This is a genomic window from Nocardia sp. MH4 (assembly GCF_019266065.1).
Classification (GTDB): Bacteria; Actinomycetota; Actinomycetes; order Mycobacteriales; family Mycobacteriaceae; genus Nocardia; species Nocardia canadensis.
The window spans coordinates 40175-59347 of the sequence record NZ_LPNR01000128.1 but is presented as its reverse complement, the minus strand read 5'-3'; the positions used below and the strand labels follow the sequence as shown (position 1 = coordinate 59347).

At 66.2% G+C, this 19173-nt stretch carries 16 protein-coding genes; all 16 read right to left on the bottom strand.

All coding sequences use genetic code 11. From position 1 onward, the window contains the following. Positions 1–382: 382 nt before the first annotated feature. On the bottom strand, positions 383–1852 hold the full coding sequence (locus ATM97_RS30690) for an NAD(P)/FAD-dependent oxidoreductase (RefSeq protein WP_308248683.1): 1470 nt from the start codon (positions 1850–1852) through the stop codon (positions 383–385). A 29-nt stretch (positions 1853–1881) separates the two neighbouring features. Beyond that, positions 1882–3726, bottom strand: coding sequence for an acyl-CoA dehydrogenase family protein (locus ATM97_RS30685; RefSeq protein WP_169812858.1), 1845 nt, complete (start codon positions 3724–3726; stop codon positions 1882–1884). A gap of 470 nt (positions 3727–4196) precedes the next feature. Further along, positions 4197–5108 (bottom strand): hypothetical protein, encoded by a 912-nt coding sequence (locus ATM97_RS30680; RefSeq protein WP_062990375.1) that lies wholly within the window; start codon positions 5106–5108, stop codon positions 4197–4199. Beyond that, positions 5105–5959, bottom strand: a complete 855-nt coding sequence (locus ATM97_RS30675; RefSeq protein WP_062990377.1) for a hypothetical protein — start codon at positions 5957–5959, stop codon at positions 5105–5107. The genes ATM97_RS30680 and ATM97_RS30675 overlap by 4 nt, the downstream gene beginning before the upstream one ends. 2 nt (positions 5960–5961) lie before the next feature. Beyond that, positions 5962–6768 carry a DUF4913 domain-containing protein gene (locus ATM97_RS30670; protein WP_062990379.1) on the bottom strand — a complete coding sequence of 269 codons (807 nt, stop codon included), beginning with the start codon at positions 6766–6768 and terminating at the stop codon, positions 5962–5964. Between the two features lie 41 nt (positions 6769–6809). Next, positions 6810–8705, bottom strand: a complete 1896-nt coding sequence (locus ATM97_RS30665; RefSeq protein WP_062990381.1) for a type IV secretory system conjugative DNA transfer family protein — start codon at positions 8703–8705, stop codon at positions 6810–6812. Positions 8706–8721: 16 nt separating this feature from the next. Then, a complete protein-coding gene (locus ATM97_RS30660) occupies positions 8722–9978 on the bottom strand; it encodes a hypothetical protein (RefSeq protein ID WP_062990383.1) in 1257 nt (418 codons plus the stop codon). A gap of 215 nt (positions 9979–10193) precedes the next feature. Then, positions 10194–11150: a hypothetical protein gene (locus ATM97_RS30655; protein WP_062990385.1), complete on the bottom strand. Its 957-nt coding sequence runs from the start codon at positions 11148–11150 to the stop codon at positions 10194–10196. After that, positions 11150–11920 carry a hypothetical protein gene (locus ATM97_RS30650; protein WP_143876012.1) on the bottom strand — a complete coding sequence of 257 codons (771 nt, stop codon included), beginning with the start codon at positions 11918–11920 and terminating at the stop codon, positions 11150–11152. Before ATM97_RS30650 ends, ATM97_RS30655 begins: the two co-directional genes overlap by 1 nt. A 1054-nt stretch (positions 11921–12974) precedes the next feature. Then, positions 12975–13844: a hypothetical protein gene (locus ATM97_RS30645; protein ID WP_143876010.1), complete on the bottom strand. Its 870-nt coding sequence runs from the start codon at positions 13842–13844 to the stop codon at positions 12975–12977. Position 13845: 1 nt separating this feature from the next. After that, the gene (locus tag ATM97_RS30640; RefSeq protein ID WP_062990394.1) at positions 13846–14868 is read right to left on the bottom strand and encodes a hypothetical protein; all 1023 of its coding nucleotides are present in this window, start codon (positions 14866–14868) and stop codon (positions 13846–13848) included. Beyond that, a complete protein-coding gene (locus ATM97_RS30635) occupies positions 14868–15317 on the bottom strand; it encodes a hypothetical protein (protein WP_218721744.1) in 450 nt (149 codons plus the stop codon). The genes ATM97_RS30640 and ATM97_RS30635 overlap by 1 nt, the downstream gene beginning before the upstream one ends. 80 nt (positions 15318–15397) lie before the next feature. Then, positions 15398–16054 carry a hypothetical protein gene (locus ATM97_RS30630; RefSeq protein ID WP_062990399.1) on the bottom strand — a complete coding sequence of 219 codons (657 nt, stop codon included), beginning with the start codon at positions 16052–16054 and terminating at the stop codon, positions 15398–15400. Between the two features lie 26 nt (positions 16055–16080). Then, positions 16081–16956: a hypothetical protein gene (locus ATM97_RS30625; RefSeq protein ID WP_218721743.1), complete on the bottom strand. Its 876-nt coding sequence runs from the start codon at positions 16954–16956 to the stop codon at positions 16081–16083. Between the two features lie 4 nt (positions 16957–16960). Next, positions 16961–17521 carry a hypothetical protein gene (locus tag ATM97_RS30620; protein ID WP_143876009.1) on the bottom strand — a complete coding sequence of 187 codons (561 nt, stop codon included), beginning with the start codon at positions 17519–17521 and terminating at the stop codon, positions 16961–16963. Between the two features lie 10 nt (positions 17522–17531). After that, positions 17532–19151 (bottom strand): M23 family metallopeptidase, encoded by a 1620-nt coding sequence (locus tag ATM97_RS30615; RefSeq protein ID WP_062990405.1) that lies wholly within the window; start codon positions 19149–19151, stop codon positions 17532–17534. Positions 19152–19173 lie beyond the last annotated feature (22 nt).

Here is a 19173-nt window from a genome sequence, read left to right as displayed (position 1 = left end):
CGACTACGGCGGCACTAGTTCGATAGTGGTCAAACGGAAACGTATCACCGGGTGGAGCCTGTCGAGCTGCCAAGGGTGTACTGGTGACCGTAGTCCCGCGCTGTCATCGTACGGGCGAGGGTGCGGCGTTGTGGTCGGCACTGACGGATTGCTCTATCAGCTGACAGCTCAGCCGGAAGGAATGTTCAGCAAGCCTGTGCCCACTCAGCACCCGCGAGAGAATCTTGAGAAGACGCTAACAATCGTGCTCTCCCGGTACCTATAGCTATTGCGTCGCAACCGGTTGCTCATCGGAACTATGTCAAGCTGACCCCTGCATATGACCACTTAGGCGATTCTCCGATCTCGCCACGAGCTCGGCCGGCAGACATGCGTGACACGTTCATCGGCGCTCCACCAGAGCTCTAGCATTCGCGGCCACCCGCACGAACGATTCGGCTGGATCGCTGTCTGCGATCGCTTGTTCGAACTCGCTGACGGTTCCAGGCCAGGCATTGGTGATCGTGCCGTCAGCGCGCTTCCACCACGTCCTCGCCGCACCATCGCACCAGACAGTTCGGGCGAGAGCACGATCCAACCGATCGATGTAGCTCGCCATCGCCCGCTCGATCACCTCCACCGGCGCACCCCAGTCTGCACTGAGGGCCAGACAGCGCATGATGTACCGGGCCTGGTGTTGCTTGACCGAGGGATTGCTGTTCGACGGAGTGAACGAGTGCGGCCCAGCGATCATGTAGAGATTCGGAAAGCTGGGCACCGCAAGTCCGTAGAAGGCGGTCGGTCGCCCATCTCGCCGCCACCGGTCGTGCAGGTCCACCCCGCCGCGGCCACGGATCCGCATCCCGGCAAGAAATTCCGGCGCGCGGAACCCGGTGGCCCACACGATGACATCCGCGCGGCGCTCGGTGCCGTCGACAGTGCGGATCCCGTCCGGGCCGAGCCGGTCGATGCGGTCGGTCACCAGCTCGACGTGTGGCTGGGACAGCGCCGGATAATATCCGCTGTCGAGCAGGATCCGTTTCTCCCCGATCCGGTAGTTCGGTGTGAGCTTCGCGCGCAGCTCACGATCTCGCACCTGCCACCGAAGGTGGGCCCGCGCAACGAGTTCGGCAGGTCCCGCCGACCACCCCGCGCGCATGATCGGCGCGAGAACCAGATCAGCGGCGTGGTAGAGCCCCGCCCGGTAAAGGTCGTGCAGACCGGGCACATGTGTGAGTGCTCTTCGTGACAGCGGTCCGAACGACGCGCCAGGCTTGGGCAGTACCCAGGACGGGGAACGCTGATACACGGTGACACCGGCCGCAACGCGGGCCAGCTCGGGAATCATCTGTGCCGACGAGGAACCGGTCCCGACGACGGCGATCTGCCCGCTCAGGTCGGCGGTGTGATCCCACCGTGCGGAGTGGAACGCAGGGCCGCCGAAGGTCTGCGTTCCACGCACCCGAGGAATCGCGGGTCGATGCAGTTGGCCGAGCGCCCACACGACCGCGTCCGTGTAAATGATCTCGCCGGTGGCGGTGCTCAACGCCCAAGTGCGGTCAGTGTCGGAGTAATCCGCGCTCACCACGGAGACGTTGCACCGTAGGTGCGAGCGCAACCCGTTGCGGTCGGCGACCTCTCGCATGTAGGTCAAGATCGCCTGCTGGCCCGGGTAACGCACATGGGCGTCTCGGTAGGGGTCGAACGCGAAACTGTACAGGTGGGCGGGCACATCGCAGGAACAGCCCGGGTAGGTGTTCTCCCGCCATACCCCGCCGACCTCTGGTCCTTCCTCGAGGACCAGAAAATTCTCCACGCCAGCTTGTTTCAGTTCTGCGGCCATGGTGAGCCCACCGAATCCCGCGCCGACCACGACCACACTGTGCTTGATCATGGGTTCGGTCATGGCTTCGCCTCGTCGCTGGCCGAGGTGATGGTTGGGGTGCTCGGCCAACCTGCCCATTCTTGCCACCACCGCAAGTAGTCCGGGGCGGCCATCGGCGCGTCGAAAACGTCCAGGGCGATGTCGAACCCGGCGGCCAACTCCCCCAGGTGTGCTCCCAGGTGCTCACGATGGTGGTGCAGATCGCGGTGAACGCGTTGTGCTACTCGGGGTGGCATCCGACCATTCGCGGCGAACCAGGTACCACGGCACAGGATTCGTTCCAGCGCGTAAACAGCGGTAGCGGATTCGAGCAGGCCACGGGCTATATCGTCTTCGGCCGTCGTCGATGCCTGCCACAACGCGGTCGCCGCGAGTCGTTCACTGGTCGCCGCGGCGAGTTCGATGGCGGCGGTGTCGCGATCGATCGTGATCCCCGCGACGGCGATGTCATCGCGGCGCCACCCGGCTGCTATGCCCTTTTCCCGATCGCCCAGCATCCGCACGTACCAAGGCAAAATCCGGGGCGTGCGCGGCAGCGCCAAGGCAGCAAAATCACGGAAGGTGAGTTGTCCGGCTTGTTTCCACAGCAGCTGCGACTCACCCTCGGCGGTGATAGTTCCTTCGGTGTTGCCGATCCAGTCCTGAATCCAGTTGGTACGCAGTGATCCCTGCGCGCCGCTGCGTTGCCGACAGGTCAGTAGCACCTCGTGCGCGGTGTAGGCCAGCAGCGGTTTGACCAGCATCGACCACACGCCCACGACCGGATCTCCGGTCGGTGCGGTCGCTGCGATGTCCTGCACGCGGCGCCCGAGCACGCTGGTGGCGTAGGTCGCCGCGAGCGCGGAGACCAGGTCGCGGCGGACCATGCCCCGATCAGCCATCAATGTCCGTCCACCAGGGCGGCGTTGCAGTGCGTAGTTGACCGTCACGGCCAACCCTGCTCGCGCACCGGCTGCGGCCGCGCCTGCCAGATCCAGTCGCCCCTGCCCTAATGTCGCGATCGCCCGGTGGAACCGTGCGCGCACCGGCACCGTCGACTCGAACCCGTCAGCGCCTATCTGAGCCCATGTCCCACCGAGCAACCCATCAGCGGGTACGAACAGCTGGTCAAACAGGATGAGCGCGTGATCCATTGGCGCCCAACCTTTGTCAGGCAGTGCAAGCACACTCAGCCCAGGTTGGAGGCCTTGCTGTGTGCGCACCCTGGTCAGGAGCGGCAGGACACCTTCGTCTCGACCGTCGACGATGACGCGGGCGGTGATCACTCCGATTTTGGGGGTGGTGGTGTCGGCGATGTTGGGCATGAACTTCCAGCTCGCCGGGTCGGGCGAGTCGAGCCAGAACCCACCTCGGGTGCTGTCCCAGGTGGCGATGGTCTGCTGGTCGGCACCGTTGGTGCCACCGAGTTCGGTCAACAGCAGCACTCCGACCGCGGCGCCGGTATCGAGTTCGGTGAGCAGTTCACGCTGGTAGGCAGAGCTGTTGCCTAACGCGGTGACCGCCCCTATCGACAAGTCGAGGTGGCCGGTCAGGACCGGCAGCAAATGTGGGGCGAAGACCGCCGCCCATTCACACACGATCCCGTGCAGCCGGGGATCGTTGGCGATCGCGACGGCCGACCCACCTAGTGCTGCGATCGTTGCGCGGAGCAGGTCTGGTGCCATGCTCGCTTCGGTCGGGTAGGTCAGACCTGTGCTGGGTCGGTCACCGAGTCCGGCGATCACGGCACGCACTCGGTGATGCAGGAAGGTTTCGGTACCGAGAATCGCGGTGCGCAACGAGTCGACGGTCGGGTCGGAGGGCATCGGCAGGCGGCTCCCGTGGGGGTGGGCGAGAATTGGCAGTCCATCTACAGTGGTCATCGCAAGGTTCTCCAAATGTCTGTATCTGCTCTGTGGGCGGTGGCGACCGCGGCACTGAGGTCTGGTTTGTGTGGCTCCCTGTGCTCGTGCGGAGACACCCGATCCGGTATCCGGGGAAGTGCGCCCTGTGGAAAAGGGCGCGACCCAGCTGTTGTTCGGGAGCAGAGTGGTCCTCATCGACCGCATTGCTCTGTGTCCCCTGGCCGGCGGTCCACGCGGTGCCGTCGACGGGGTCCGGCGGCCAGGCGTGGGGCGCGGTGTCGGCGGTCGCGGTATCGAGGGCAGCCACGGTGGATTGGGCCAGTTCGTGCGGTGGTCTCGTTCGTGGCTTTCGGAAGCAGCCGAACGGTGATCACCTGCCACCGCAGTCGGGAGGTGACTCAGATCGGTGCGCACGCGGTATGTCCTTGCCGACCACGTGGCGATGAGTGATGGCTGAATTCGGGTGCGGGGACCGAGCCGGGGTGTCGTCATAGTTCAGTGCCCGGCATGAGGGAGCGATCTGTTGGTTGGCTGGTCGGTCGGTGGTGCTCGGCTGCTTCGTTGTCGGGTTCTGTTGCCGTGGTCGGTAGCGCGAGGTGGACGGCGTTTTCGATCCGGTGCCCGATGGTCGAGGGACCATCTGCTGTGGTGGCGTCGATGAGTTGCTGGTGAGCGCGGGTGAGCAGTTCTTGTGTCGTCGGCGGCATCAGCAGGCCCGCCTCGTCACCGGCTGGTGGTCTGGTGCTGCGGCGCAGGCTAGCCAGCGACGAACGAACACTCGCCGCGACCGCCGGAGTGGCGAGGTCACGCCAGAGCGCGGTCAGATCATCGACGGCGAGCGGTCTGTGGGCGGCGAGACGATCAGCGAGGTGGGCATCGGTCACTGTCACCGCGCGGACGCGTTGGGCGGGACTCATCCCGATCGCGGCGGCGGTGTGAATGATGCGCGTGCGGATCGCGTCCATATTCCGCCGAAGCTGGTGCGCCACCGCAGGTTCTGGTTCTGACTCGATCCCGGCTCGTTGCAGATGTTGGTGGCGCATCACCGAGACCGTGGCCATGTCGACGAACCGGTTCGTGTCGGCGACGACTCGGCCGAACCCACGACGGATCACGTTATTTTTGGGTGGATCGCGCAACACCGTCGTCGGTCGCCACACCCGGTTCGCGGTGCCGTATTCGCGAGCCTGGTTGATCCACACCGCAGGCACTCCCCTGCTCGCGGCGGTGATCTCAGCGATACTGCGGTCAAGGTCGAGCCGAACGAGTTCGGGGGCATGCTGCTGGCGTCCACGGACGACACCGGCGCGGCGAGCCAGGTCATGGATCAGCGTGAGCGACTCAGCCTGTGGGGCGGGCAGGTCGGAGACCAGACGCGGGCCAGCCGAGGGGCTGCTCATGGATCGATCCCGGGATAGTTGATTTCCGGGTCGCTGAACACCGGTGCGGTGATGTCGGCGTCATAGTCGGTGTGGGCCGACTGCGATCGTGTGGCCTCGACAGCGGCACCGATGTGTGCGCCTGGCGCGTCGGAGAACAGGCCACCCACACCGACATCGCGTTCGCTGAGAGCGTGGAGTACGGCGATCGGCTCGGGTGGGGCGATCGTCGGGTTCGGTGTGATCCCTGCTGCGGCCAAGGCGATGGATTGTGCGGTGTAGCTGGTCATGTCGGTGTTCGCGATCGCGTGCCAGTGTTGGGTGAGTTGGGCTTGGGTCTGCCCGGCCGCCGATGCCGAGGCTTGCTTCATCCATTGCTGGTGGGGCCAGTGCTGTCGGGCTTGGTCGGTGTCGATACCGAGCAGGACACCGATCTGAGCGGATCGGCGCCAGAGCGTGGTGAGGGTCTGGTCCACGGTCGCGGTGGTGTCGTCGTGTCGCCCGGTGCCGTGGGTGTAGGCCGCGTGGATGCCGGTGAACCGGGCTAGTCGGTCGATATCGGCGCGGAGGTTATCGACCAACGCGTCGCGGTCGATCGGGGCTGCACGGCGCAGGAACAGGTTGGTGTTCCAGCGGATTGCTTTGGTGCCGCGTTCGCGTGCCTGATCGACCCACTCGGCCGGCACCCCACCCGCGAGGGCCGCTGCGGCGAGTTCGGTGTGCACCGTCGCCCGCGCGTGGAAATTCCGCGTCCCGTCTTGGGTCGGCTCAATACCGCTGGCGCGCTGGATGGTCAGCAGCTTCTGTGAGTCAGCGGCTTGATTCTGCAGTGCTTTGAGGACCCGTTTCTGGACTGCGGTCGCGTTCGCCATACTCACTGCGGCTCACCGCCCTGCGCCAAGGCCCGGAAGTCCGGAGCGAAGCCGAGGGCTTCGATCGGGATCGCCGATCCGGGGGCGCCGAACCAATTCGCCGGAACCCGCTCGCTCGTGAGCCCAGGGCTATCGACGTGCTGGTCGGGTGTGCACCTGTGCAGGGGCCCGTTGGCGGCGTCGAGGACGTAGCGGAGCTGCGGGTCGACGTGACGGACGAACAAGGCTGACATCGCCATCTTGTCCTCGGCATTGACCGCGGCCTCGAAGCAGGCGTGCAGCCCGGCGAAGCGGATGGCGACGCTTTGGTGGCGCCACCACTGCCGACACCACGTGTACTGGCCCTCACGATTGTTGGCGGCGATCTTTACTGACGTCACCGGCAGCAACCACTGTTCGGCGAATTCGCTGTAGTGGTCGAACTTCTTCGGCGGTTTACCGTCGTCGACGGGGGGCTTGGTGCCGAACCAACCAGGTGGGACGGGGTCGAACGGCAACGACGGGGTGGTCTGGTGATGGGTGCGGGTGCATCGGTGCAGGGGGCCGTTCGCCGCGTCGAGGATGAGGTTGACGTGCGGGTCGAAGTGACTCAGCAGGAAGGTGCTCAGGCTCGATCCTGCCTTGGAGCGGCGCATCGCCTCGAACGCGGTATGCAAATGGGCGACCCGCACCGCGACCGGGCGATGAGACCACCACCGCGAGCACCAGGTGAAGGTGTTCTCCCGGTTCGCTTGCGCCAACCGGACGCTGATCGTGGGCAACATCCACGCCTGCGCGAAATCGGTGAAATGACCGAACTGCGGCGGCATCGGTGTCTGCGCAGTGGCTGTCGATGCAGCGTTCGGGCTCGTCACGACTGGCCGCCTGCTACCGATGGGCTCGACTTGACCAGTGAGACCCGCCCACCTTCGAACCGTTGCATCGACTTGCGCACCAGCGGCGCGTACTCGCTGTCGAACCAGGGAATTTTGCGGACCACGACTGGCCCGTGGCCGGGAAGTCGGACCAGGGCGCGGTCTTTCGGCAGGGCGGCGAGCATCGCGACATCGAGGATGGGTTCTGCGCGCCAGGACAGGCTGCGTTGGATACCGCCGGGTGTGTGGGTGCGGGAGCGGTCGGAGACGTCGTGTTGCCCGGCCATCGCTGACCAATGCTCCAAGTAGTCCCGGGAGGCAATGGAGCCGCCGTAGACCTCGATCGACTGGGCCATCATGGTCTTCAAACCATTGGCACCCCACAGGTTTTCACCTTGCTCGAGGACCTGGAGGATCGTCATCAAGATGATCCCGCAACCCGCCGAATACGTGTAGTAGGACGGCAGTTCACTGATTCGGGCGCAGTTGGCGGCCTCGTCGAGCACACACAACAACGGTGTCGCCAGCCGCCCATCCGGGCGGGCTCGCGCTTGGGTTAAGGCGGCTTCGAGGACTTGGCCGACCAGCGCGGCGGTCAAGGGCGTGGCACCATCAGGCCCGGTCATCGACAGCGGATACAGGGTGTCGTTGGAGGTGACGAACGCGACGGGATCGAATTCCGGCAACAGGTGGGTCCGCGCCTGTTCGGTGGACTCGATCACCACGCCGTTGCGAATCGAGGACACTTTCCCGCCCCGACTCGGTGCCGCGGTCGTCGGCTTGGCAGCGGTTTCGCTGACCTGGAACAGTTTCCGAACCGGGGGCGTGACCATTTGCGCGTACCCGGAATCGGAGAGCACGTTGAGGAACCTTCGCGCCATGTCGTAGAGGCCATCGCGTTGCCTGGCGTAGAGGCCTTGGCATTCGACGATCCTGGCCGCGGGTCGGTCGTGGCCGTAGTGGCGCAAAACCAATGCCGGGGTCGGATCTTGGTCGCGGCCGAGCCATTCCGCGACATGGTGCAGGTCCCCGCCCGCGCACGCGGCGGCGAAGACACACAGCGCGAACAGCTCTTGCGCGCCGCCGTCGAAGTAGGCATCGGTCTTCGCATTGGCGATCTCATTGGCCGAACCGGCCGACCCGGACACGAAGAAACCCGCCAGCTTTCGCGCCGCGGGTAACCCGGTGACTTGGTTGAACAGATTCACCCAGAACCCGCAGACAACGTGCCCGGTCACCGCTTGCAGGTCACACACCCATACCCGGCCGACTTGCTCGCGCCCATACACGGTGTGCCGGTACAGGTCCGGTTTGTTCGACGTGGCAAGGCACGGCCCCCATGCCGAGAGCACCGCCGGGATCGCCCATGCGACGGTCTTGCCGGTGCGCTGACCGGCCGTCACTGTGACACCGAGTTCGGCGGGTACGTGCAGGGCGATGTCGCCGATGACCGTGCGCCCCAACAGCGGTCCCGGATTCGCTCGCACTTCGGGTGGCGCGTCGGCGAGCAATCGTTGGTTGTCGGCGAGGTTGTCGGCGACGCGAGCGATGCGGATCTTGCCTGGCCGTTGCATCGTTCGCGCGGCCACATCGACCTCGCGGCCGGTGTTGAACATCTGAACCCCGCGCACCGCCAGCGCGCCGATCGCGCACAGCAGCACCACGGCGATCGGCGTCGCTTGCCAGGGCCATCGTTTGTCTGCGGCGAGGACCGACAGCAAGGCGATGAACGGGTTCCATGACATCGGCTGCCCGGCCGACCAGCTGCCGAGTTTCAACGCCGCCCACAGCACGAACACGACAGCGAGCAGTGCCAACAGAATGAGGAGCATGCCGGCTTCCTCACCCATCCCGGATTTGGCGCGCCGGCGGGTTTCACGGGGAGAGAACATGATTCACCTAGACCTTTCAGAATTGGGGGTCGACGACGTGTTCGCGCGGGGGCGCGTCGATGACGCCGGTGAGTTCGGGGGTCGTCCACTCGGCGGCGAAGTCGGCATGGGGCAGGGCAGCCTCGACCGCGCCGGAGATCACCGCCCCACCTGGCTCCAGCGCGGCGGAGCTGGCCGTCGAGCTCAGGCGGTAAGTGGTCTCTGCACCTACGGCCAGCGCGAGCGCCGGAGGCTGGTCGGGTGCAAGGCCGAGCTGGGCACGCAACCCATCGAGTTCGGCCAGCGCGCTGTCGCGTTCGGACAGAACGTGGTCGAGCTGAGCCAGCCGAGGCGCCCCGGGCTGTTGTGACCAGAACTGCCCCGACAGCCCCGCTTGGTAGGCACCGGTGATCTCGTCGGGATCAGCGCCTGCGGATAGAGCAGCGCGGTTGGCCTCGCGCGCACCATCCATCAACCGCTCCATCTGCCCGATCAGGACTTGCCCACCCTCGGGTGTTCCGTCGAACTCGGAGGCCAGCCGGATGTGTTGAGCGGTCAGGTCTTGCAGTCGGCGCACAGCAGCGATCTGTGCCGGGAGCTGGTCGAAAGTGGCAGTGACGGCGCGGTCGAGAGGCGCGATGCGTTGCTCGGCGGGCAACAACGCGGTGATTTCCTCCGCGCCGGTGTCCAGATCACCGAAAGCTTCCTCGGCGGAGAGCAGCTCGTCGGAGCTGTTGATGATCGCGTCGATCTCGGCCAGACTTAGCTGTTCACCGGATCGCCCGCCCAGCGCACGATCAGCGGCATTACCTGAACGCGTCGCCTCGGCGCCGGGGTCGGGGACCACGCTCAGGTGGCGAGGCCGCCACCGGGCACCGTCTTGAGCTGAGTGATCGTTGACCGGCTCGAGGTGCCCGGTCAGTTCCGCGGCTTGTCGCTGGGTACGGACGGTGCTCGGGTCGATACCGGAACCGCCCTCGATGAACGCCTGCTGGAGGCGACCGAACTCAACCCGTGCGGTTTCGGGGTTGGCAGTCCAGGACTCGACCGCGGTGGTCAATTGCTGCCACAACTGCTGATGCTCGGGTGTGCCACCCTGTTGCCACTGGCGTGCTATGGCGTGCGCGCGAGCATTCAGTTCGACGACCTGGGCCGGGGTTTCGCCGTAAGCGGCGATCTCGCGTGTTTGGTGGTAGGTGGCAAAGTCAGCGCGCAATTCAGCTTCGACGCGGTCAGCGGCTTCGCGGTAGTAGTCAGGGCTGGTGAAGCTCGTTCCTCGGGTCTCCCAGCTCATCGCATGCTCCCGGAGGAGCGATCGCGGTGCAGCGGTGCGGGGTTCGAGGCAGAAGGTGGTCTTTCACGGGTATGGATGGGCATCGTGCTTCCTCGGATCGAGAAAACGTCACACCCTTGTCGGGTGTGTGAGGTCCCAGCGGTTCAGGTTCGGTCGCCTCGGTCCAGTTCCCCCTAGCCGATGCGCCGACAAGGCACAGATTTGCGGTTGCGGCCCTACAGTTCTGGTCCGCGGTCGGTGCTGATCTCTCGACCGCGCCCGGCGGCCGGGTCGTGGTCGGGCTCCCAGGTCCACTCCCGGTCCTCGCCCAGGGCCGCGTCGACCACGGCGGTGATCGCGGTGCTCTCGGCGGCGAGATCGGTTGATTCGGAGTTACGGATGGCGGTGTCGACGAACTGGACCCGCAACGCACTCGTCGCGTCGGCGAGCATCTGGCGCGGCGTCGGCGGGCCCACCGTGGCGGTCTCGGTGGGCGTGCCGGTCTCGGGATCTCGCGGAACATACGGTGGCACCGCCAACGCCGGATCCGCGCGGGCATAGCCGTTCCACTCCTGTGCCAGGGCTTGCTCGTCGTAGGCGGCGAAGGTGACCGCGTGCACGCGGCGGATCCCTTCCACGCTCGAACCCCACAGACTGTCGCCTTCGGCCGGTGTCAGTTGCGCCGCGGCCGCGAGCACCGCCACCCGGTTGTGCAGGGCAGCCATGTTGTCGGAGAACTGGGCCACCGCGATCGGGTCGTGGTCGAAACCCCATCGCCCAGTCACGACCCGGTCCACCCGCGCGGCCTCCAGGCCAGCCATCCGTTCCAGATTCCACAGGTCGACCTCGAGCATGTCGAGGTAGAACTCCTGCGCTTCGTTGGCACGCGCGGGGTGGGAGCGCACCACGTGAGGCGAGGGTGAGCTCGCGCCGCGCTTGCCGAGTTCGCGGGCATCGAGGACCCAGCCCGGATCGACACCTTCCAGCATCGCCTCGAACTCGGCATGCTCGCTTTCGATGCGGAGAGTTTCGAGTCGCTCGGTCCACACCAGTTGGCTGTCTGCGGAGACGCCGTCGTCGAACATGGCTGGTCCGGCGTCGGTCACCTCGCGGAGCTGGGCAGCCATGTTCTGGACCCGACGCAGGAGCTCGCCGTGGCGCTGACTCATGGAGGGTTCGTGTGCGCTGGTCATCACGACACCCCGGGGTTGTCGGCGCCCTCGGGATCACGGGAAAAGAGCGTCAGGGCGGCGCGCGCGATCATCTGCCGTGGCGACGGTGGGTCGGTGAGGCTGTCTGCCAAGGACACCTTTCCGGTGTCGGGGTCCTGGCTGCAATTGGGGGGCATCCGCAGTCTCGCGTCGGCGTCGGCATACTCGTGCCACTGCCCGAGCAGTTGCACGTCGCTCATCTGGTCGATCGCTGCGGCGTGCATTCGGCGCATCGGTTCAGCGCCCGCGCCCCACATCCGATCGCCTTCCTCCGGGGTGAGCTGCACGGCGGCCACGAGGGACGAGGCCCGCGAACAACGCACGTGCATGCGCTCGAACAAGGCTAAGTCGCGCGCCGAGTCGCCCGTGATAACTCCGTGGCCTGCCGCAGCTCGGACCGGGAGCGCCATGTCGAGGGCTGCCATCCGCTCGAGCTGCCACAGATCCACGTCGAGTAGATCCAGGAAGAACTGCTCGATACCCGACTTGCGCTGGGGAAGCTGCCGCACCGCGCCTGTTTGCGGGTTCGTGCCTTGGTGCGAGCCCACCGTGCGCGCGTCGTCGATCCACGTCGGATCCACTCCTGCAGCCCGTGCCTGTTCCTCGGCCGCGGTGAGGGCGCCGTGGAGCCGATCGGCCTGCTCCTGCCACCTCTGTCGTGGGGGATCAATGACATCGGTCTCGGCGATCACCAATGTTGGCGATCCGTGAAATCGGCTCACATCAGCGGCGAGGTTCTGGATCCTGTGCATCCAGGAGCTCCACCGCAGAGGCGTTTGGTGTAGATCGCGCCCGCTGGTCATGACCCCACCCCTTGATCGACGCCCACACCAGGTCCGCGTCCGGGCGGGTGTTGTGGATCGGGGTCGGGCTCCCAGTCGGTGCCGAGCCCGGTGCTGGTAGCTTCTACCGCCGTGCCGATGCCATGACCCAGGCGTGGGGCCAACTCGTCAGCGAAACTGGCTGCGGCGAGCGCCTGTTCGGCGCGCTCGGCGACCTCCCACGGGGTCGGCGGTCCGAGATTGGTAGAGGCACTGGTCGCCAGGTTGTCGAAGCCGCGCGAGACCTCGGCTTCGACACCTTTCCACGACATTTCCGCGAACCGTTGCTGCAGCTCGGTGTCGGTGTAGGAGGCTGCGGTCAGCTCCGCCAACTGCTGCCAGGAGTCGGGTCCACGGCCCCACAGCTGGTGGGCTTCGCCCGGCTCGAGGTCGATCAGCGCCGCGGTGCCGGCGGCACGGCGCCACAGCGCGGCCATGTTGTCGTGGAGTTGGCGTTCTCCGGGTTCGTTGTCGGCCAACCCACCGGTGTGGACGCGATGCAGATACTCCGCGCGGACCAGGGCCGAGTGTTCCAGGCGCCACACATCATCGGCGATCTGGTCGAGCAGGTGCACCCGCGTTGGGTTCGCCCCAGGCGGGGACATCGGCAGGAGCGCAGTTTCGCGGGTATCACCCCAGCGTGCTCCCCTAGCTCCGGTCTCGGTGGCGTAGTCGATCATCCGTTGGGGGATGTCGAGTCCGTGGGCGTGGAGTTCGATCTCGGAGCGCTCGGCTTCGAGTGCTCGCAGGTTGGTCCGCCAGTTTTCGAGTTGGATGCTCGGGCCACTGGCGGCGGTCGAGTATTGCGGGTAACCGTGAAACAGCGTGCGGTAGTGCTCATAGCTCGAGTTCTGGATTCGTTCGAGCAGCCGAAGCTGCCACGACGGCAGATCCTCGGCACCTGAGAGCGGNAATCCTGTTGAATCACTGGACTTTCTGTGATGGCGGGTTGCGGGGGGGGGCGATAGCAGTGGCATCCGATCTGTCACGGCCCTGGGCCCATGTCGGGCCCGCGGTATCGATCCGGGTGCGACGCAGGCCGGTGATCGGTGGGCTCGAATTCGGTCTGGGAATCGGCGCCGGTGGCCTCGATCGCGGCGTCGATGCCAGCGCCACCCTTCTCACGCATGACGGGGTCGGGTTCGAGGGCGGCTGCGGCGAGCTCGACCATCCGGTCGGGCAGGACGGGGAGTTGGCGGTTGATGTCGTCGGGGGTGATTCCGGCGGCTTGGAGCACCATCACCGGCATCGACACCGTGGCGAAGTTGGTCTCCACGACGGCCCGCCACCGCGTCATCAGCGCTGTCCGGTCCAGCGTTGCCATCGTTCGGGCGACGTGGTCGGTCCACGGGCTGTCGGTGGGTTGCCACGCGTGTTGTTGTTCGACTGTGGTCAGGCCCAGGGCGTGGCCGACGGCTCCGACGCGTTGCCAGGTCACACCCATCACACGCCGGAACGCGGCGAATCCGTCGCGCGGCAGGGTTCCCTGCTGGGAGAACGCCGCCCCAACCCCGGCCATCGTCTGTAGTTGCGCGACAGCTCGCAGGTGTCCGCGAAGCAGGGTGTCGCGGTCGATGGATTCGGTGCTCAGCAGGGGCTGGCCGGGTTGCCAGCGGTGTCCGCGTTCACCGGAGGCGCGGGTGTAGTCGATCACCGATTTCGGTACCCCGACCGCGGTCGCGATCGCTTCCAGGTTCTCCCGGGTACGGCGCCCGATATCGAGATGAGCCAGCGCCATCGGCGACAGTTGCTGGTTGTCCCCGGTGCGGGATTGGTCGATCAGGCGCGCGTTGTCGCTGGCCAGGTTCTGCACGGCCTTGAGCAGCTTGGCCTGGATCGGGTTCGGGTCGAACATCTCACCGGCCCCGTCCCACACCGGGATCGCCCCATACTTCGATTTCCTTGCCTGTCGCGCGAGTAGGCGAGGGTTCAGCTCCCCCGCTGGTCAGGTCAGGGTCGGGGGCGGTGGGGTCGATGTTGTGGACCGCTGCGGCCGATACGGCGGCCTCGATCCATTCACCGGCCTCGACGACCTCCGCGTCGAGAATGGTTTGCGCGGTCGGGTCAGCGTTGTCATCGAGATGGTCAGCAAGGTGGTTGAATTCGTCGTTCAGGTGCGCGTTGATTGTGAGATCCGCGGCTAGCCCGTCCATGTCACCGAAACCTCGAGACCCGCTATCGGATAGATCGGCCCCGTTCTCGGAGAAGAAGTCGTCCGGTTCGATCCCGGTGTCGTCGACGAACCGTTCTTCGTAGGCTCGGGCCGCGGCGTCGGCGTCCGCGGAGAGGTCGCGGGTGGCATCTGCGGCGGCGAACTGAGCTGCCGCCGCCTGGCCCGCGCCGGTCCGTGCATCGGAGTGGTGCAAGGTGTCGGTGAATCCCGCGGCACGGCGGCGAATCTCGATCATCAGTTCTTTGAGCTCGACATCGAGTTTGTGCAGCTCGACGTCGCGGGCTTCGCGGTTGGTGTAGCCGGCGATGCGTTCGGTATGGAGCTCCTTGCTCTGCCTTCGGGAGAGCGCACCATCGTGTTCGCGTCGTGCGAGATCTGTTTCGGCGCGGGTGATTTGGCCTTCTTTGTGGCGGAGGTCGACCTCGGTGATCTGTGCTGCGTTGGCGATGCGTGCGCGGACCTCGTCGATCTTGGCCATGCTCAGCGCTTGCTCTGTCCCCAGGTTGCCGAGCCTGGTCTGGTGCTCGATCCACGACCGTTGATTCTTGGCCGCTTCGATCGCGGATCGCTGCTCGGATTCGGCGCGTGAGCGCGATTCCCCGCCCCTGCTGCGGAACAGTGCGTTGGTGGTGTGGGCGGTCTGCAGCGCCTGCAGGAATCCTTGGCGGACCGCTTGGCCACCTTCTTCGACCGGATCCCCGCTCATCACAGCACCTGCATTTCGGCGAGAAGCCACGCCCGTTCCGAGCCTTGGCGCGTCGATCTCGCGTACACCGCAAAGACAATCGGTGTCCGTTCGGCCGGGGTCAGGGTGACCGACAGGACCCGGCTCGACGAGGTCGCGGTATCAGGCGGATGCTCGTCACCGGTAAGACGAACCTCGGTCCGCAACGGCACCTGGTACTCGACCCAGTCCTGCCACAAGTCGACGGTGATCGGCGACCAGAGTGATGCCCCCACGCGAGTGTCGGTCGAGTACGCGGCCCGCATCAGCGGTCGCGCGGCCTCGAACATCGACCGCGCATCCAGCCCGACCACCGGGTCCAGTTCATACAAGGTGGTCACTGCGGCCCGCAGAACATCCGATGCCGAGCAGGGCCAGACCTCGGTGTGTGGTGGCGGGAAAGCCTGCGCGCTGCAGACCGGTTCGACCACCGGCGCATCCGCGGTCGAGCACCCACTCGCTGCCGTGGCCGCCAAGACCACTGCGGCGATAGTCGCCAACAGAGCGGGTTTCATGACGCGCTCTGCCAGAGCTCTTGCAGGTCGACCGTCCGCCAGACGACCCGTTCGGGCGCGATGCATTGTTCGGCGGCCGGGTTGCGGACCGCGACGGTCGCAATATCGAGGACCAGGCCCTCGGTGGCGGCGATGCGGCGCAGCCGTTCGAAATCCAGGCCGCGACTGCGGGCCAGGTTCAACCGCAAGACACCGGCTTCGGCGCCCCACTCACGCAAAGCGTGAGCGGACAGCTCGATCGCCTTCTCTGCCGACACAGTCGCCGCGTCGACACCATCGACCATGGCGGCACCGAAAGGTTCGTGCCAGATCATGCGACCGGAGGCGGCGCAGACGGTGAACGCCTGCAGCGTCGCCGCCGACCACACTGTCAGTGCCGGGCCCGTCGCGGCCTTGCGCACGAGGTTGGCACCTGAGTTTGCCCACAGGATTTCGGTCTGTCGCAGACCCTGGTAGTCGATACCTGCGACATCCAACAACGCCGCGACGTAGCGCAGCGACATTTCTTCGGTCGTGAAGCCGTATTCGGTGGCGAGGCTGTCGAACTCCTCCGTAGTCGCAAAGGTCCACAAGTCGGTCAACCGGTCGCGGACCAAGTCTTCGGGTGTGGTCGGGGGCGACGGGTCTTTCGAGGTGGCGGGGTGGGTTGTCATGGGATTCTCCTCGAGATACTTGGGGGTCAGAAATCTGGTTCGGCGTGCAGTTGCGCTGACCCGGTCGGGGGTGGCAGGTCGTGGGTGTCGCTATCGGCGATGCCGTGGGCGTCGTCGATACCGGTCGCGGCGATCGCGGCGTCGATGCGTGCCCCGCCTTCGGATTCCAGAGATGCTGTGTGCCAAGCGTTCTCGGCGGTTACCGCGAGCAGGTGCGGGGCAGGCGGTAGTTGATGTGGGGCACTGGCTGTGAGGTCGATGCCGACCATGCGCATCGCCGCGACCCGGACCCGTGCTTCACGCACGCTCGCAAAATGGGTGAGCTCACGCCATTGACGCCCCTGATCGGGTACCGACTGTTGCTGAATCTGGGCCTGGCGTGAGTGCCAGTGGGTCGGATCGGTGGCCCACCAGCCACGGGTTTCGGCTTCGGTGAGATTGATGGCGGTGGCGACCATCGCCACCCGCAACCACTGCAACCGCAGATGCTCACCCAGCTTCTGCGCTGCCGGTGCGGTCACCTGGCCGCGGTCGCGGCGGACCGGGCCCACTGCGGCCATGGTCCACAGGGTGTCGGCCTGGTGGTGTAGCTGAGCGATCAACAACGACCGCGAGACCGGACGGCGAGGAGGCAACGAGGAGGTCCCGGTCGCTTTTCGACCTTCCTGACCAGCTTGGCGTGCATAGTCGATCCAGTTGGCGGGCACCCCGATCGCCGCAGCCTGTTCGTGGAGGACCCGCCCAGCGATCGAGAGATCCCGGAAAGTCTGGATGCGGCTGTGTGGTTCCCGCGCCAGCAGCATCAGATCGACGGTGACGTTCTGGATCGCCGCCGCCATCCGTCGATGCACGAGCATCGGAGGTGTACCGAGGAGGTTGTTGTCTGGCGAGGCGGCCAGCATCCGGTCAGCCATGGCCGGTCACCGAGTTGATGCGGTAGCTCGACATCCGCCACCCCTGCGACGTTTCTGTCACCGTGGCGGTGACGTGCATCCGCCGGTAGAGGGTGGTGGAGCCGTCCCGGTGGAGTACCTGCTGGGTCACCGACGCCGCGACCGTCGCCCCGGCGATGTCGGTTTTCGTCTGCTCGGCGTCGACCAGGGCGGTGACGATGTCGTTGCTGTCGCGCCATCGCGCCCATTCCGGCAACGGTGCCAATCCGTTGCCCGGACCACTGTTCGCTGCGGCAGCCAGTTCGCCGGTCAGCCACGGTGCGGCGCGGGTCAACCCGGTGCCGGGGCCGGGGTCGGTGCGTGGTTGCCAGGAGAACATGGCCGCCAAACCCATGTGGGTGACGGTCCGGGCGTCGGCAGCCACGGGATCCGGCCCCTCCACGTGGGCGGTACCCGGTGTGCGCGTACCGGGCACGGGCTCACTGTTCTGCGCGCCGACCACCAGCACCGTGGCGAGCACAATCAGGACGGCCGCGACACCGAGGGTCACAGCCCACAGAGGTAGACGGTTCACCATGGTGTCCTCAGCTCATCGTCGTCGACATCTGGGTGGCCATCGCGAGAATGCTGGCCACATACGGGCGGGTCTGAACTTCGTAATCCGGTGAACCCGTGGGGAATCCACCCGAGCGCAGCACGGCGTATTCGCCCGCGTTGTAGCCGGCGAGGTAGAGCTCGACGGCACCGTTGGGGGCGACGACTTTGCCCTGCTCGATCCAGGCATCGACGTGGTCGGCGATGTCGCACAGGTAGCGGGCTTGGCCGATGATCGCGTCGCCGTCGTCCCACACGCTGGCGACGCCGCTGCTGTCGGCGTCGATCACATACGGCTGCCCGTCGGAGGCGAGAGCGGTCGCGGTGCCGGGCAGAAACTGCGCCAGACCTTGCGCACCAGCCGACGATGTCAGCCCGCGCCGGTACCCGGATTCTTGTTTGCCCTGGGCAGCGAGCAGCGACGCGCTGATTTGCGGGCATACGGTGCCACCCAGCCGATACCACGGTTCCAAGTCGGCGGGGACAGTGTTTGGCGCGAGATCGGCCTCTCCGCCACTGGATCCGCACGTCGATGCTGTGCTGGTGCCGGGTGGGTTGGTCGCGACGGAGCCGATCGGTGAGCCGTCTGGGTATCCCCCGCCCAGGGTGGTCACGTGGACATGGTCCATGTGATTGGCGGTGGCCCCGCCCCGGTCTTCCATCAGGTTGGACTCGCCGCTGGCCGCACGGTAGGTCTGGCGCCAGATCAAATAGTCGATCCGCAGTGCAACGGAGTTGGTGAGAACGAAGCCGGCGATCTGGTCACCGAGGGCTTTGCCGTCCCCGGATGTCGGGTCAGGGATCATGATGTCGATCGCCCGGCCACTGGGGTGATCGGGCAGATCATCCTCACGCTGCCCATAGATCTTCTGCACCTGAGGGAACCGTTGAACGATCGTGCGTGCCAGACGGATCGAGTCGACCTGCAACCCACGCTCCAAGCCGATCGACGCAGGCATTTCGGGCAGCTCGGAGCCTGCCGCCGTACCAGCGCCAGCTACGGGAGCATCGCTGACTGATGTCGTCGGCGGCGACACCGCGCTCGATGTCGCGACACTGGTGGACTGGTCCGCATTTCCTTGGAGCAGCCACGGCATCGGGTCGATGGCCGTGCCGCCGCCGAATCGCCCTCCTTCGGTCCAGATCTCGAGATGCAGGTGCGCCCCGTCGGGGCCTGCAGGGACGGTTTGACCGTTGTAGCCGACGCCGGCGATCAGTTGACCGATACGCACGTTCTGGCCTTGTTCGACACGGACGTCGTCGGCGAACATGTGCCCGTAGACCGAGGACACGGTTTCGCCGTCGATGTTGTGGTCGATGACCACCCAGATCCCGAACCCGCTGGCAGCTCCCACCCGCACGACGAGTCCGTCGGCGACCGCGTAGATGGGAGTCTTGGACGCGGCGGCGAAATCCTGGCCCTGATGCTGTGTGCCCCAACGCATCCCGAAACCCGAGGTCAGGGTGTAGCTGCCCTCGGCCATCGGCATCGTCCTCGCGTCACCGGTCGCCGAGGCCGCCCCGCTCGGCACCGCCGACGGCGCGCAGCCCCCCTTGTCGGCAACGCCCGCGAAGAGCAGCAGTCCAAGCAGCATCAGGGTCGCGCCCACGACCGCGACCGTTACCCGAGCG

What these genes read in the sequence shown, in the direction of transcription:
- ATM97_RS30675 (WP_062990377.1), bottom strand. Translation starts at nt 5,959, where the DNA reads ATGGCGAACGCGACCGCAGTCCAGAAACGGGTCCTCAAAGCACTGCAG.
- ATM97_RS30640 (WP_062990394.1), bottom strand. Translation starts at nt 14,868, where the DNA reads ATGAGCGGGGATCCGGTCGAAGAAGGTGGCCAAGCGGTCCGCCAAGGA.
- ATM97_RS30680 (WP_062990375.1), bottom strand. Translation starts at nt 5,108, where the DNA reads ATGAGCAGCCCCTCGGCTGGCCCGCGTCTGGTCTCCGACCTGCCCGCC.
- ATM97_RS30630 (WP_062990399.1), bottom strand. Translation starts at nt 16,054, where the DNA reads ATGACAACCCACCCCGCCACCTCGAAAGACCCGTCGCCCCCGACCACA.
- ATM97_RS30650 (WP_143876012.1), bottom strand. Translation starts at nt 11,920, where the DNA reads ATGCACAGGATCCAGAACCTCGCCGCTGATGTGAGCCGATTTCACGGA.
- ATM97_RS30670 (WP_062990379.1), bottom strand. Translation starts at nt 6,768, where the DNA reads ATGCCGCCGCAGTTCGGTCATTTCACCGATTTCGCGCAGGCGTGGATG.
- ATM97_RS30660 (WP_062990383.1), bottom strand. Translation starts at nt 9,978, where the DNA reads ATGAGCTGGGAGACCCGAGGAACGAGCTTCACCAGCCCTGACTACTAC.
- ATM97_RS30665 (WP_062990381.1), bottom strand. Translation starts at nt 8,705, where the DNA reads ATGTTCTCTCCCCGTGAAACCCGCCGGCGCGCCAAATCCGGGATGGGT.
- ATM97_RS30685 (WP_169812858.1), bottom strand. Translation starts at nt 3,726, where the DNA reads ATGACCACTGTAGATGGACTGCCAATTCTCGCCCACCCCCACGGGAGC.
- ATM97_RS30655 (WP_062990385.1), bottom strand. Translation starts at nt 11,150, where the DNA reads ATGACCAGCGCACACGAACCCTCCATGAGTCAGCGCCACGGCGAGCTC.
- ATM97_RS30645 (WP_143876010.1), bottom strand. Translation starts at nt 13,844, where the DNA reads ATGTTCGACCCGAACCCGATCCAGGCCAAGCTGCTCAAGGCCGTGCAG.
- ATM97_RS30625 (WP_218721743.1), bottom strand. Translation starts at nt 16,956, where the DNA reads ATGCTGGCCGCCTCGCCAGACAACAACCTCCTCGGTACACCTCCGATG.